This window comes from Streptomyces cellostaticus, assembly GCF_001513965.1.
In the GTDB taxonomy this organism is placed as follows: domain Bacteria; phylum Actinomycetota; class Actinomycetes; order Streptomycetales; family Streptomycetaceae; genus Streptomyces; species Streptomyces cellostaticus.
This window is the reverse complement of the sequence record NZ_KQ948048.1, coordinates 26,443-41,095: the sequence shown is the minus strand read 5'-3', so window position 1 is coordinate 41,095 and position 14,653 is coordinate 26,443. Positions and strand designations below refer to the sequence as shown.

The window sequence follows — 14,653 nt, the reverse complement described above, 5'->3', positions numbered from 1 at the left end:
CCCTGCACGATCGTTTGAGCCGTCATTCCTCACCTAATGATGGCCCAGGCGGGGGTGGGTCGAAACCCTGCGTACCGGCCAGTTGCCGTACGAGTCAGCTGTGCCGCACCGCAAGTTCGGCCGCCACGCGGTCGACTTTGCGCAGTTCCTCCGAGTCCTCCTCCCAATCCCGCAGCACTTCCATGAACCTGTCGAGCGTGCCGGGATAGCGCAGGCAGGTGCGCAGCACTCCGTACACCTCGTACCGCAGCCGGTCGTCGCGGGGCCGGTGAGCGGCCACCCGGGGGTCGACGCCTTCCAGGACCGTGTCGAGGCCGTTCTGCCGGCGCAGCGCCGGCAGAGCCGTCAACGCATCCACCAGGTCCTTGAGTTCGCTCATCGTCAAGGTGTGCGGCAGCGAGGCGAGGCTGGGGGAGCGCGGTGACGGCACGGCCGTGCCGTCGGGGGAGCGGACCGGTCCCGGCCGCGCGGGGAGGCCCGCGCAGGCCTGGAGCAGCTCCAGCTCGGCAGGGACCAGCACGTCGTACCAGCGCTGTACCCGCACCGCCGCGAGCCGTCCGAGGCCGTCGGAGCGGTGGTGGGCGGTGATCAGACCGATGACCGCGCCGTCGGACCAGAGAGCGGCGCCGGACATGCCCTCCCAGGGCGAGCGCTCCGGTCCCGCCTCATCGGCCGGAGGCGGGACGGCCACCTCCAGGGTTCCCTCCCGCCGGTTGGAGAGGACGGACACCGTGCCCTCGACGTGGCAGGAGTCGCGGTACCGGCTCAGTGCGCCCTCGGCGGAGTCCTCGCGCAGCTTGAAGCGGGGGAAGCCGACGGCGGTGACAGGCAGGGTGACGTCCGTCTCCGGGAGGACCGCGTAACGGGGCGTGTGGTGGACGGGCGGGGTCCCGGCGGGGCAGTCGGTCATCTCCAGCAGGGCAAGGTCGGCGCGGGCGGAGTGAAGGACCACCTGGGCGCCGGCGACCCACTCGCCGGGCTGGTCGGCCTCGAAGCGGACCACAAGCGTGGTCAGGGGCGGCTCGACCACATGAGCGGCGGTCAGGACGTACCGCTCGCCCACGCGGTAACCGGAGCCACGGCGGCCCGGCGCGCCCAGGGGGCGACTCACGATCACCTCTGCGACCCGGGATATCTCCAACCCCGCAGTCCCCCGCTGCCGTTCACTCACACGAGGCATCTACCCCACGGCGTGGCCGGGTAAATGCGCCTGCCGGGAAGGCCGATTGCCCCATGGCTGCCGGAGTGCTCTTCCTCCTACGATGGAAGCCACCGTCGGGGGAGGGTGGACGTGACGCGCAGGACACCGCAGGGGGCCGGGCACCGGCTGGAGGACTCGATCGCCTGGGCGGTCAGGAACGCGGACGGGGTCGTCGCCATCGGGGTCGCCCTGGTGGTCGGGATCATGGACGTCCTCAACCAGAACATGGACCCCAACATCGTCTCCGGCGCCACCCTGCTGGTCCTCGCCGCCCTGGTCTTCGGCTCGCTGACCGAGCGCAGACGCCGGGTCGCCGACATCCACAAGGCGACCGAGGAGACCAGCCGGGCCGTCGAGGACCTGGCGATGGTGCGGACCCTGACCGGGCCGGAGGTGGCGCTGGCGCACGAACGGGCCCGGCGGAACACCACCCGCTGGGTGTTCAAGGGCGGCACCGGTACCTACCTGCGCGCCGTCACCCTGCCGGAGTGCGTCCTGGAGGCGCAGCGGCAGCGCCGCTCCCTCAGCATGAAGATCGACATCGTCAACCCGGCCGACGACCAGGCGTGCGCCGCCTACGCGCGGTTCCGGCGCACCTTCGGCCAGGACCACGCCCTCGACTTCGCCGAGTGGACCACCGAGCGCACCCGCAAGGAGTCGTACGCCACCGTGGTCGCCGCCGCCTGGCACCGGCAGCGGCTGGACACCCTGGAGATCGACGTCCATCTGTCCTCGGTGGCACCGGCGCTGCGCTTCGACCTCTCGGACACCTGCCTGATCATCACCCAGGACGACCCGCGCCGGGTCAGCCTGTACGTCGAGCGGGACCGGCCGCTGTACGACTACTACGTCACCGAGCTGCACCAGAACAGGGAACAGGCGGTCAAGCTCGACCTGCGGGAGGCCCTCCCGCTGGGTGACGAACCGACCGTGGACGAGGTGAGACGTCTGCTCGACCGGCTCGGCCTGCCACTGCCGTCGAGCTTCACCGACCGTGACGTGGGCGACATCATCGACAAGGCGCTGCGCGCGGAGAACCCCTACCGCAGGTGAGCGCCGTGTTCCGGCCAAGGGGGACACGATGGACTACCCGGCCCTGGAACGGGCCGCCCGGCGGCAAGCCAGCGCCGAGCTGATGCGGCACGCCGCATCCGAACTGGACCGGATCGTCTCGGGCCGCCGCGACCTGCGCGCGGTGCGCCACCCTCTGGGGTTCGCCTGCCTGCCGATCCTGCGCGACGGCGACGACGGGGTCTGCGTGCATGTCTTCGGGGTGTTCGGGGTCTTCGGATCCGAGCCCGCCCAGGCGGCGGTGGCTCAAGTGCACTGCCACAGCTGGGACTTGACAAGCACCGTCTTGTACGGCCGGCTCGGCAACCGGCGCATGAACGTGGACGACGACACGGCCGGGCAAGCCACCCACCGCGTGTTCGAGGTGCTCAGCGAAGCCTCGGGCGTCGACGAACTCCGGCCGACCGAGCGGCTCGTGCGCTGTCTGCCCGGCGCGGAACAGACCAGCGCCCGAGGCCAGATCTACGCCCTTCCGGCGGGTGAATTCCATACCACCAGGGTGCCGGACGGGCGCCCGACGGCCACCCTGGTACTGGGGCGGACCCTGCCCGGCCGGGTGGACCTGTCCCTGGGCCCGCTGTCGGCCCCGGGCCACCGCATGGTCCGCCGGACCTGCGACGCGACCGAGACCGCCCGGATCGCTCGGGCCGCCCTCAGGAGGATCCATGAGCCCGAACCCTGACGCCTCGCCCCCGCAGCCCGGCTTCGCCCCCGAGCACCGTACGGCGGTGGCCGCCGCCGTGGAGGCCGGGGATCTTCTGCGGTCCCGCTACCCGGACGGCTTCGCCGCCCGCCCCAAGGGCGAACTCGGCGATGTCGTCACCGACTTGGACGTCCAGGCCGAACAGCTTGTCGTCGGCCGCATCCGCAGCTGCTTCCCGCGCGACCGCATCCTCGCCGAGGAGTCCGGCGAGCTCGACGGCGAGGGTGACGGCGGCCGCCGCACCTGGCTGGTCGATCCGCTCGACGGCAGCAACAACGTGGTCATCGGCCTGCCCGTCTACGTCGTCGGCATCGCCCTGTGCGTGGACGACGCCCCGGTGGTGGGCGTCGTCCACGACCCGACGACCGGCCGCACCTGGTCCGCCCGGCGGGGCGGCGGGGCGCACGGACCGGACGGACGGCTCGCCACTCCCGCCCACGGCCGGCCGCTCCCCCCGGCCGGACCGCTGCTCGCCTGGACCCAGGGCCACGCCGTGCGCCGCGACGACCCCGCGGCCTGCACACTGAGACACACCCTGGAACTCCGCTCCCGGCGCCTGCTCCAGCTGTGGGCGCCCCTGGTCGCCTGGGCCATGCTCGCCCGCGGCGACATCGACGGCTTCGTCGGCTACCGCGCCGAGGCCATCGACCTGCCCGCCGGTGCGCTGCTCGCCCGCGAGGCCGGTATGGCCGTACGGCACCTGGACGGCGCCGAGTTCGGCGGCGGCTTCCGCGGGCCGGACACGGGGCGCTCGTTCGTGGCGGGGCGGCCGGACGTGCTGCCGTACCTGCTCGACCTCGTCGCCGCTAGCGGGTCAGCGCCAGCACAGTCACCGACGTCACCACCGCCGTCGTAGCCAGTACGGCGCCCGTGCCCATGAGGCGCGCCACCGGCACGCGGACCCCGTACGCATGGCACCGCTCGTACCAGAGCAGCGTTGCCAGGGAAGCCCACGGCGTCACCACCGGCCCCGCGTTGGTGCCGACCAGCAGGGCGAGGAGCTGGTCGTGGTTGGCGGCCGGGACGGCAGCCTCCCCGGCCAGGTAGACGGGGAGGTTGTTGAGGACGTTCGACAGGCCGCCGCCGACCGCTGCCGCCCGGAACAGGCCGAGCGTGCCGCCGTCGTGGCCGACCGCTGCCGCCAGCAGGTCGTGCAGGCCGTGCGCGTTGACCGTCTCGACCACCAGGAACATCCCCGGCACCATCACGAGCAGCCGCCAGGGGACGAGGGACAGCCGCAGCACCGACCGGTGGCGGACCGCGAACGCCGCCACGGCCACCGCCGCTGCCGTCGCGGAGGCCATCCACAGCGGTACGTCGGCCACCAGGATGGCCAGCAGGAAACCACCGCAGGCGAACGCGCAGGCACGGAAGAGCACCGGGTCGGCGGGGCGGTGCACCCCGGGCGGCTGATATCGGTCAGCGGCGTCCGCGCGCACGTCGTCGGCGCGGGCCGCGCCGGGCCCGGATGCCGGTACGGCCACCAGGTCCGGCCTGCTCGTACGCGAAGCGCCCCGCTTGCCCCGCCGCCAGAAGAACAGCCACAAACAAGCCATCGTCACCGCGACGGCGGCCAGCTGCGGTGCCCACATCCGTCCCGCCAGGCCCAGCGGTGACAGCGCCACCCGGTTCGCGGCCAGCAGGTTCGTGAGGTTGGAGACCGGCAGGAGCAGGCTCGCCGTGTTGGCCAGCCAGACCGTGGTCATCGCCAGCGGCACCGGAGCGATGCCCACCCGGGAGGCGAGCGCCAGCATCACCGGGGTCAGGAGGACGGCTGTGGTGTCCAGGTTCAGGGCGATGGTGGTGAGGGAGGCGAAAGCGACGCAGAGCAGGAAGAGAAGGGGATAGCTGCCCCGTCCGGCCCGGGCCACGCGTGCCGCCAGTACGTCGAACACCTCGGCCCTGCTGGTCAGTTCGGCCAGCACGATGACCGTACCCAGGAACGCCAGCAGCGGTGCGATGCGGGTCATCGCGTCGGACGCCGGCCCGGTGGGCAGCAACCCCGTGGCCACGCACAGCAGCCCGGTCGCCAACAGGCCGATCGCCACCCGGTCGAGGACATGCAGACGGAGAAAGACACGCACGGCTGGAAGCCTCGCACATCTGTGCGCTGCTGTAACGGGAGCGCTGTCGAACGCCTGGAAACGAACGGTATCGGCCTGTCTTCTCACGGCACAATGGATACATGGTGGCTCGTCAGATCACCCCGGGGGACACCGGGCCATTGGATTTCTTCATCAGTTACTCACCGGCGGACGAACGCTGGGCGTCCTGGATCGCCTGGACACTGGAGGAGGCGGGATACCGCACCGTCCTCCAGGCCTGGGACTTCGTGCCGGGCACGAACTTCGTCGACTTCATGGACAGGGGCGTCAGCGAGTCCGCCGCCGTCATCGCCGTACTCTCGCGCAACTACGAGCGCTCCCGGTACGGCCGGATGGAGTGGCAGGCGGCCTTGCGGGCGGATCCGGACGCGCCGGAGCGAAGACTGCTCACCGTGCGGGTCGAGGACATTCCGGTGGAGGGGCTGCTGGCCACCATCACCTATGTCGACCTGGTCCCGGTCGCCGACCCGTCGGCCGCCCGCGATCTGCTGCTCACCCGCGTCCGCCAGGCGCTCGACGGCCGCGCCCGGCCCGCCCTGCGCCCCGACTACCCGGGCGGGAACGGCCGGCCGTTCCCGTCGGCGCCGTCCGTGCCGTCCCTTCCGTCCTCCGGACGGCCGCTCGGCCAGTCCGGCTGGGGCGGGCGGCGCAGGCCCGCCGCCCCGCCGTCGTACCCGCGGGTCTCCGGAGAGGCCCGGGGGCGGGAGGCGGTCACCCTGCTCCATCTGGCCGGGCCCGCCTTCGGCCGGGGGCAGGACCCCGCCGAACTGCAGGCGGCGATCTGGGGCGATCTGGTGGAGCTCACCGACGCCGGAGCGCCCTCGCCCGATCTGCTGGTGGTCACCGGTGACCTCACCGCGAGCGGTAGCCGCCGGGAGTTCGAACAGGCGCTGTCCTTCCTCACCGGGCTGCGGGCCCTGCTCGGTCTCGAACCGCACCGGGTCGCCCTCGTCCCGGGCGGCCAGGACGTCAACCAGGCGGCCTGCCAGGCCTACTTCAGCACCTGCGAGGCCGACGAGATGCCGCCCCGGCCGCCGTACTGGCCCAAGTGGCGGCACTTCGCCGGGCTCTTCCAGGAGCTGTACCAGGGCCTCGACGTGGTCTTCGACAGCGACCAGCCCTGGACCCTCTTCCCCGTGCCCGAACTGCACACCGTGGTCGCGGGACTGAACTCCTCGATGGCCTACAGCCACCGCCGCGACGACCAGTACGGCCTGGTCGGCCCCGAGCAGGCCGCCTGGTTCGCCCAGGCCCTGCGCCCGCACGAGACCGAGGGGTGGCTGCGCATCGGCGTACTGCGCCACTCGCCCGGCGCCACCGCCCGCCCGGTGGGCGCCCGTCGGACCACGACCGCCGCCGACGGCGCGGGACCGCTGCGCGACACCGATGTCCTCACCCGGCTGACCGCACCCCGCCTGCACCTTCTGCTGCACGGCCCCACCGACCCGGGTGCGCTGCCCGCCCTGACCACCGCCTCCGGCGAGGTGCCGGTCATCGGCGCCGTCGGGCCGGGCCGGCACCAGCTGCTCCGCGTCACCCGCGAGGGCCTCGCGACCTGGCAGGGCCCGGGAGAGCCGCAGCGCCGCCCGGTGCAGTGGCGGCGGGCCCAGCGGGCCTTCGGACCCGAGGGCCCGGCCGGGGAACCGGACAGCCCCCTCCTCCCCGAGCCCGAACTGCGCGCCCTGCAGACCCCGGCCGAGATCCTGCTGGCCCGGGTCACCGAGGTCTGCCGCACCCGCCACGAAGGCGCCCAGATCCGCCAGGTGGACGGACCGGTGCCGCAACTCCTGGTCACCTGGAGCCAGTCGGGCTTCGTGCGGCAGCAGCGGGTCGCGGTCCACACCGGCACCCCGACCGCGCAGGACATCGACCGGTTCGTGGCCCTCGTGCACGCCGCCGACTCCGAGACCGAGGCCGAACTCGTCCACGACGGCCGCCCGCCCGCCCACGAGCTGCGTGACGCGGCCCGCCGCAGGGGCGTCAGGGTGCGCAGCTTCACCGAGTTCCAGGGCCTGCTCGACCTGCGCGGATACGTCGCCGGGCAGAGCGACCGGCTGCGCACCGACCCCCGCTATCCACCGGGCATGTACCTGCCGCAGCGGTACCGGGAGGTGGAGCGCCTCGACGCCGAGGACCGCGACGGGCTGGTCGATGAAATGCTCCGGCTGCTCGACTCCGACCAGGGGCGCTTCCTGCTGCTCCTCGGCGACTTCGGTCACGGCAAGACCTTCGCGCTGCGCGAGCTGGCCCGCCGGATCCCGGGCGAACTCCCGCACCTGGTCCCGCTGCTGGTGGAACTGCACGCCCTGGACCGGGCCTACTCCTTCGAGGGGCTCGTCGCCGCCCACCTCGCCGCCCACGGCGTCGACAACATCGACCTGCGCGCCTTCCGGTACATGCTCCAGCAGGGCCGGATCGTGCTGCTCTTCGACGGCTTCGACGAACTGGTCAACCAGGTGACGTACGACCGTGCCGCCGAACGCCTCCAGGTGCTGCTGGACTCCGCCGTGGACAGCGCCAAGATCCTGGTCAGCAGCCGCACCCAGCACTTCCGCTCCCAGGGCCAGGTGCTGACCGCGCTCGGTGAACGCGTCGGCCTGCTCCCGCACCGCCGGGTGCTGGCCGTCCAGGAGTTCAGCCCCCAGCAGATCCGCGCCTACCTGGTCAACCGCTACAACGGCGACGCCCAGGCCGCCGACCGCCGGCTCCGGCTCCTCGACGCCATCCCCGACCTGCTCGCCCTGTGCCGCAACCCCCGGCTGCTCGGCTTCGTCGCCGACCTGGACGACGACCAGCTGCGCGCGGTCGCCGGCGCGGGCCGCGCGCTCAGCCCCGCCGGCCTCTACCTGGAAGTGCTCACCGCCTGGCTGGGCTTCGAGGAACAGCGCACCGGCGCCGGCCCCGGCCGGGCACCCGGACTCAGCCTGGACCAGCTGTGGCACGCGGTCACCGCGCTCGCCGTGAGGCTGTGGGAGAGCGGCCAGGACGCGCTGCGCCTGGACGAGCTGACCGATGTCGCCGAGACCCTGACCGGGCTCGCGGGCACCCGCCTCTCGGTGCCGCAGACCGCGCACGCCATCGGCTCCGGCAGCCTGCTGGTGCGCAGCGACGACGGCCTGTTCCGGTTCATCCACGGCTCGGTGGTGGAGTGGCTCGTCGCCCGCGAGTGCGCCCAGCGGCTCACCGCCGGGGATGCCGCGCTGCTGGTCCGGCGGCAACTGAGCCAGCTGGCCGTCGAGTTCCTGTGCGACCTCGCCGACCACCGGGTCTGCCAGCAGTGGGCCGAGCGGCAGCTGGGCGGCGCCGGAGACGAACCGGAAGGGACCGAGGCCGGCCGCGCCAACGCCGTGAAGATCCTCACCCGGCTGCGGGTGCCCGCCCACACCGATCTGCGCGGCGCCGCCCTGGCCGGTGAGGACCTCTCGCACCGCGACTTCTCCGGCGTCGACCTCACCCGGGCCGACCTCACCGACGCCCGGCTGGTCGGTGCCAACCTCTCCGGCGCCGTCCTGCGGCACGCCCGGCTGACCGGCGCCCGGCTCGACGGCGCGGATCTGACCGGTGCCGACCTGCGCGGCGCCGATCTGCGGCGGGCCCGGCTGATCCGTACCGACCTGACCGGCGCCCGGGTCGACGGCGGGCGGTGGCGGCAGGCGGCCCTGATCTCCGCGACCACCGGGCCCCTGGCCCGGACCCCCGAACTGGCCGCCGCCGCGCTCGCCCCCGGCCTGGCCGTCGACTCCGGCTTCCGGCCCTCCGCGGTCGGCGTCCCGTACGGCTTCGACATGCAGACCAGCCGGCTGCCCGAACCCATCTCGTACAGCCCCGACGGTGAACTGCTCGCCGTGGGCAGCGAGGACGGCGGCGTGCTGGTCTGCGACGCCGCCACCGGCCTCGCCCTGCGCACCCTGGAGGGTCACACCGGCCGGGTCTACGCGGTCAAGTTCCGTGAACGGGTGCTGGCCACCGGCAGCTCCGACGGCACCGTACGACTGTGGGACCCGGTCTCCGGCCGCTGTCTGCACCGGCTGGAGATCCATCCGCGCGGGGTCTGGCCGGTCGCCCTCGACACCGACGGACTGCTGCTGGCCACCGGGGACGCCGACGGCGTGGTCACCGTCTGGGACCCGGCCACCGGCACCCCCCTGCACCGGCTGCCCGGACACACCGCGCCCGTCTACACCGTGGCGTTCGGGCCGGGCAACACCACCCTGGTCACCGGGGACGCCTCCACCGCCGTACGCCTGTGGGACCTCAGCACCGGACGGCAGACGGGCGAACTGCCCGGGCACCACAGCGCGGTGTACCGGGCGCGGTTCAGCCCGGACGGCACCCTGCTGGCCACGGGCGACCGCGGCGACGAACGGCGCGACGGCACCGTCCGGGTGTGGGACCTCGCCACGGGGACCCAGCGGCACGAGTTCACCGGCCACTCCGGGCGCGTCTACACGCTGGACTTCCACCCCGGCGGCCGGTTCCTGGTCAGCGGCGACACCGACGGCGAGGTGCGGCTGTGGGACCTGGCCGCCGGGCGCAGCGCCGGGCTGCTGGGCGGCTGCCGCGGCGCCGTCTACCAGGTGCTGTTCGACCCCGACGGGACACAGCTCGCCGCCGGGGACAGCGCCGGAGTGGTCCGGCTGTGGCGGATCGACCCGGAGTCCGACCCGGTCGCCGTACCGCTGAACCGGCAGCCCGCCGAGCACCGCGGCTCGGTCTGGGTGTGCAAGTTCCGGCCGCACGGCGACACGCCCGCCCCGGGCGCCGGCCCGCTGCTGGTGACGGGCGGCAACGACGGAGTCGTCCGCCTCTGGGATCCGTCCACCGGCCAGGGCAGGCGCATCCTGCGCGGCCACGGACGCCGCATCGGCACCCTGTCCTTCAGCGCCGACGGCTCGATGCTGGCGGCAGGCGGCAACGACGGCGTCGTCCGCGTGTGGCACTCCGCCTCCGGCCGGCGGCTGCGCGAACTGACCGGGCAGAGCGACCGCCTGGTGTCGGCGGCGTTCGGCCCCGCCGGACCTCTGCTGGCCACCGCGAGCAGCGACGGCGACATCTACCTGTGGAACGCCGCCACCGGCGAGTACCAGCGTGAGCTGGACGTGGAGACGGACCATGTGTGGGCCGAGGCGTTCAGCGCGGACGGCGAACTGCTGGCCACCGCCAACGACGACGACACGGTACGGCTCTGGTACCGGGCGACCGGAGCGCACGTGGCCACCATCACCGAGCACTACGGCCGGGTCCGCGCGATCGCCTTCCGCGATGACGGCGCGGTCCTCGCCACCGGGTGCGACGACCGCAAGGTGCGCATCTGGGACATGGCCGACCGCCGGATCGCCGGCGTCCTCGACGGACACCAGGACCGGGTGTACGCCGTGGCGTTCGCACCCGACGGCTCCTGGCTGGCCAGCGCCTCGTGGGACGGTACGGCGGTGATCTGGCGGGACGGCGGGATCGACCACCGCCTGACCGGTCACACCGGCAAGCTGTGGACGGCCGCGGTGCATCCGCTGCGGCCACTGCTGGCGACGGCGGGCGACGACCGGACGGTCCGCCTGTGGGATCCGCGCACCGGCACCCCGGTCGCCGTGCTCACCGGCCACACGGGCCGTGTGCTGGCCGTCGCCTTCAGCCCCGACGGCTCCCTGCTGGCCAGCGGTGGCGAGGACGGCACGGTACGGCTGTGGAACGTCCCCGCCGACGCCCCGCCCACCCTGCGCGTCACCCTCGTCGGCATGCCGGGGGGCTGGGCCGCCCTGTCACCCTCCGGCGGCTACAAGTACGAGGGAGACGTCACCGGCGAGTTCTGGCACGCGGTCGGCATGTGCCGCTTCGAGCCCGGTGAACTCGACGGGCATCTGCCGGGCGTGCGGCAGGTCCCACTGGACGAGCCATTGGGGTGATCACGCACCGGGGAAACCGGTTTTGAACATGTTCAATTCCAGGCGTACGCTCCTGCCATGAGCGACAGAGCCGCCCTGCTCAAGGGCATTCGCGTCTGGCTGGTCTCCTTCGTGGTGTGCCTGGTGCTCAGCGGGGCCACCGCCTTCCCGCTGGTGCACGAACTGCGCTGGACCGAGGACGTGCTGCGGTCCCTTTCCGTGCCGGAGCACCTGCCGGGACTGATGGCCTGGATCTCGCGGGTGCGGCAGGGGCTGGACACCGTCGACGCCAAGTACCCCTTCGTGCTGTACGGCACGGACTGGCTGGCGTTCGCCCACCTCGTCATCGCGGTCGCCTTCTACGGGCCGTACCGCGACCCGGTCCGCAACATCTGGGTCGTCGAGTTCGCGATGATCGCCTGCGCCGGCATCATCCCGCTCGCCCTGATCTGCGGCCCGATCCGCGGGATCCCCTTCTGGTGGTCGCTGATCGACATGTCCTTCGGGGTGTTCGGGGTCGTCCCGCTGTACGTCGTACGGCAGAAGATCAAGCGGCTGGAGACGTTGACCCAGGGGACGGGTCAGCGGTTGAACGCGGGGTAGCCGAAGCGCTGGGCGACGCCCTGGCCGTCGCCCTTGGCGTCGGTGGAGTCGACCGAGTAGACCAGGGTGCGGGTGAGGTCGGGGGTGGCGGCGATCACCGTGGCGTAGCCGGGCCGTGAGCCGGTCTTGCCCCAGATCACCTTGCCGTTCAGCTCGAACCGCTCCAGCGCCGCGCCGTACCGCGCACCGGGCACGTCGGGAAGCGTGAACATCTCCTTCAGCTGCGGCTCGGGCACGACCCGGCCGCGGAACAGCCCCACCAGCAGCTTCTCCAGGTCGGCGGTCGTGGAGATCATGTCGCCGGCCGCCCAGCGGTCGGACATGTTCCAGTCGGTCACGTCCGTCAGCCTGCCGTCGATCCAGTCGTATCCGTGGTTGTGCGGTCCGTGGATACGGGGGTCGGCTCCGACGGGGAACGAGCTGTCCCGCATCCCGAGCGGCCGGAAGATCCGCACCGCGGCCTGGTGCGCGTACGAGTCGCCGGTCACCTTCTCGATGAGCATGCCGAGCACGGTGTAGTGGATGTTGTCGTACTCCTGGTGGGTGCCCGGCTCGTACGCCGGACCCTGGGCGACGGAAGCCGCGACGACCTGCCGGGGTGTCAGCTTCTCGAAGCGGTGCGGGTACCCGTCCTCGACCGTGTCGCCGAGGGACGCACCGGGCCGCAGGCCGCTGGTGTAGTTCAGCAACTCCCGCACAGTGATCGGCCGGAAGCCCTCGGTGAGCAGGCCCGGCAGATACTGCTGCACGGTGCCGTCGAGGTCGATGCGGCCCTCCGAGGCCAGTTGCAGCACGATCGCCGCGGTGACCACCTTCGTCACCGAACCGGCCCGGAAGCGTCCGTTCTCCAGTACCGGCGCCCCGGTCCGCACGTCCCGCACTCCGGCCGTCCCGCGCCACGTCCCCGTGCCGCCGACGCGGAGGACCGCGGCGGTGGCGTCATGGTCGGGCAGCCCGGAGATCGCCGCGGCCAGGGCCTCGGCGTCCGGACCAGTCGTCGTGCTGCTCGCCGTGGCGGTCGCGGTCCGCTGGGGCACGGCGAACGCGGGGGCGGCCACCGGGCCGGCGGCCAGAGCGAGGACGAGACCGGCGGCAAGGAGGGTGGCGCGGTCGGTGCGGCGCATTCTGGCTCCTCGAGGAGATCGCGGTGAAGGTTCGTGATCACCCTCCGGCTCCGCTGCGCTCACCGGATCGTCGGTGAGGAGGGGAGCCGACCCTGAGCGGCCCCCGGGCAATGCGCCGGGAAAATACGGGAGTTGTCAGGGGCGCCCCCTACTGCAGCGGTTCTGACACCCCCCGGAGCGCGCAAAAAGTGTTATCCGTGGGCCGCGCGATCCGTCTCCGGAGTGTGATCCCCGACATTGCAGGCGGCCCGGCCCCGGCTGAGAGGGTGCGGGCATGAACGCGGGCACGAGGGCAGACCTGGACGGGCGGCAGTGGCATGCCACCGTGGCGGCCGCGCAGGCCGGTGACCGGCGCGCGCTGGAGGAACTGCTCCAGGGCTGGCTGCCGCTGGTCTACAACGTCGTCGGCCGCGCCCTGAACGGCCACGCAGACGTCGACGACGTTGTCCAGGAGACCATGCTCCGCGCCGTCGACAGCCTCGGCACGCTCCGCGACCCGGACAGCTTCCGGTCCTGGCTGATGGCCATCGCCATGCGGCAGATCCGCGACCGGGCGCGAAAGGGGAAGGCGCGCCGGCCGGTCGAGGGCACCCCGCACGACACCGGTGACTTCGCCGAACTGGCCGTGCTACGGCTCCAGTTGGAGGGCCAGCGGCGCGAGGTCGCGGAGGCCGTGCGCTGGCTGGACGCCGAGGACCGGCAGCTGCTGTCGCTGTGGTGGCTGGAGGTGGCCGGCGAACTGACCCGGCGCGAGCTGGCGGCGGCCGTCGGCATCAGCCGGCAGCACGCCGCCGTCCGCGTCCAGCGGATGAAGGCGCGCCTGGAGACCTCCCGGGGCATCGTGCGCGCCCTGGCAGGGGCCTGCCCCGAGCTGCGCGAGCTGACCGCCCGCTGGCCGGGCCGGCCCGACTCGGTGTGGCGCAAGCGGCTCGCCCGGCACATCCGGGGCTGCGGCTACTGCGGCGACGCCCACGAGCCCGTCGTGCCCGCCGAGCGGCTCATCGCCGGGATCGCCCTCGTGCCCGTACCGGCCGGCTTCACCCTGTCGCTGGCCTTCGGCGGCAAGACGGCGGCCGTGGCCACCACCGTCGGCTGGTCCGCCAAGGTGCTGGGTGCCCTGACCAAGCCCGCCGTGGCCGTGACGGCGGGCGCGACCCTCGTCGCGGGCGGCGCCTACGTCGTCGTACGGACCCCCGGCACACCGCCCGCCCGAACGGCACCGGCCCCCACGGCGGCACCCACGACCCTGCGGCCCCCGGCCGCCTCGGCTTCCCCGCCCTCCGCCCTCTCGCCCTCCGCCCTCTCGCCCACCCCGTCACCGACCCGGCAGGCGGACGCCTACGGCACGGTCGTCGACGCCGTCGACCGGGCGCCCGACCCGGACACGCCCCCGGCGGCGCTGCCCCACCGGCCCGAGACCCGCATCACCAGCACCGGCGGCGCGCACGCCGTCATGAACCACCGTGGGGAGAGCGTGACGCTCAGCGGCCAGGGCTATGTGCTCGTCCGCTGGCAGATCTCGCCGCAGTACCGGGCCGGCAGCGTCGTCATGCCGAGCTGGACCGGACTGAAGGGCAAGCTCTTCCACGTGGCCTCGGGCGGCGGCCGCCGCATGGACGACCCCGTCAGCAGCACCGACTCCACCGCCACCGGCATGGGCAACCCGGCCATCGGCTACGCCGTCCTGCCGGCCGGCACCCAGCAGATGTGGCAGAACGAGTACTTCTACCTCGACGGCAGCGTCACCCTCACCCAGAACGAGCGCGGCGCCGACTACGGCCTGAGCGTCTTCCCGACCACCCGGGACGCCGTGGAGAAGGACATCACGACCGGCCCCGCCCAGGGCGCGAAGCGCTACGGCCTGGTCCGCGACACCGGCAGGGACTCGGCACCCGTCCCGCAGTACGTCACCCGCACCACCCCCGCCGACCCGGCGACCGTGCCGCAGCGCTCACGCGTGTAGC

General features: G+C 73.2%; 9 protein-coding genes. 6 read left to right on the top strand and 3 right to left on the bottom strand.

The window, feature by feature from the left end; translation table 11 throughout:
- Positions 1 to 94 precede the first annotated feature (94 nt).
- Positions 95 to 1,111, bottom strand: a complete 1,017-nt coding sequence (locus AQI88_RS37275) for an effector-associated domain 2-containing protein (RefSeq protein WP_159050485.1) — start codon at positions 1,109 to 1,111, stop codon at positions 95 to 97.
- Between the two features lie 180 nt (positions 1,112 to 1,291).
- Here AQI88_RS37275 and AQI88_RS37270 point away from each other — a divergent pair, with 180 nt between their 5' ends.
- Genes AQI88_RS37270 through AQI88_RS37260 form a run of 3 tightly spaced genes read left to right on the top strand, consistent with a single transcriptional unit; the run spans position 1,292 to position 3,831 of the window.
- Positions 1,292 to 2,254 (top strand): hypothetical protein, encoded by a 963-nt coding sequence (locus AQI88_RS37270; protein ID WP_244184500.1) that lies wholly within the window; start codon positions 1,292 to 1,294, stop codon positions 2,252 to 2,254.
- Positions 2,255 to 2,282: 28 nt separating this feature from the next.
- Positions 2,283 to 2,954: a hypothetical protein gene (locus tag AQI88_RS37265; RefSeq protein ID WP_067008709.1), complete on the top strand. Its 672-nt coding sequence runs from the start codon at positions 2,283 to 2,285 to the stop codon at positions 2,952 to 2,954.
- Positions 2,938 to 3,831, top strand: coding sequence for an inositol monophosphatase family protein (locus AQI88_RS37260; protein ID WP_067008706.1), 894 nt, complete (start codon positions 2,938 to 2,940; stop codon positions 3,829 to 3,831). Before AQI88_RS37265 ends, AQI88_RS37260 begins: the two co-directional genes overlap by 17 nt.
- On the opposite strand, the gene AQI88_RS37255 is transcribed toward AQI88_RS37260, so the two are convergent.
- Positions 3,782 to 5,059 (bottom strand): ArsB/NhaD family transporter, encoded by a 1,278-nt coding sequence (locus AQI88_RS37255; protein WP_067008703.1) that lies wholly within the window; start codon positions 5,057 to 5,059, stop codon positions 3,782 to 3,784. The genes AQI88_RS37260 and AQI88_RS37255 overlap by 50 nt on opposite strands.
- A 101-nt stretch (positions 5,060 to 5,160) precedes the next feature.
- Here AQI88_RS37255 and AQI88_RS48675 point away from each other — a divergent pair, with 101 nt between their 5' ends.
- Positions 5,161 to 10,983, top strand: coding sequence for a WD40 domain-containing protein (locus AQI88_RS48675; RefSeq protein WP_067008701.1), 5,823 nt, complete (start codon positions 5,161 to 5,163; stop codon positions 10,981 to 10,983).
- A 57-nt stretch (positions 10,984 to 11,040) separates the two neighbouring features.
- Positions 11,041 to 11,565 (top strand): hypothetical protein, encoded by a 525-nt coding sequence (locus tag AQI88_RS37245; protein WP_067008698.1) that lies wholly within the window; start codon positions 11,041 to 11,043, stop codon positions 11,563 to 11,565.
- Here the strand turns inward: AQI88_RS37245 and AQI88_RS37240 are convergent.
- The gene (locus AQI88_RS37240) at positions 11,544 to 12,689 is read right to left on the bottom strand and encodes a serine hydrolase domain-containing protein (RefSeq protein WP_067008695.1); all 1,146 of its coding nucleotides are present in this window, start codon (positions 12,687 to 12,689) and stop codon (positions 11,544 to 11,546) included. The two genes, AQI88_RS37245 and AQI88_RS37240, sit on opposite strands and share 22 nt — an antisense overlap.
- A 274-nt stretch (positions 12,690 to 12,963) precedes the next feature.
- Between AQI88_RS37240 and AQI88_RS37235 the strand changes: the two genes are divergently transcribed.
- On the top strand, positions 12,964 to 14,652 hold the full coding sequence (locus tag AQI88_RS37235; protein ID WP_067008692.1) for an RNA polymerase sigma factor: 1,689 nt from the start codon (positions 12,964 to 12,966) through the stop codon (positions 14,650 to 14,652).
- Position 14,653 lies beyond the last annotated feature (1 nt).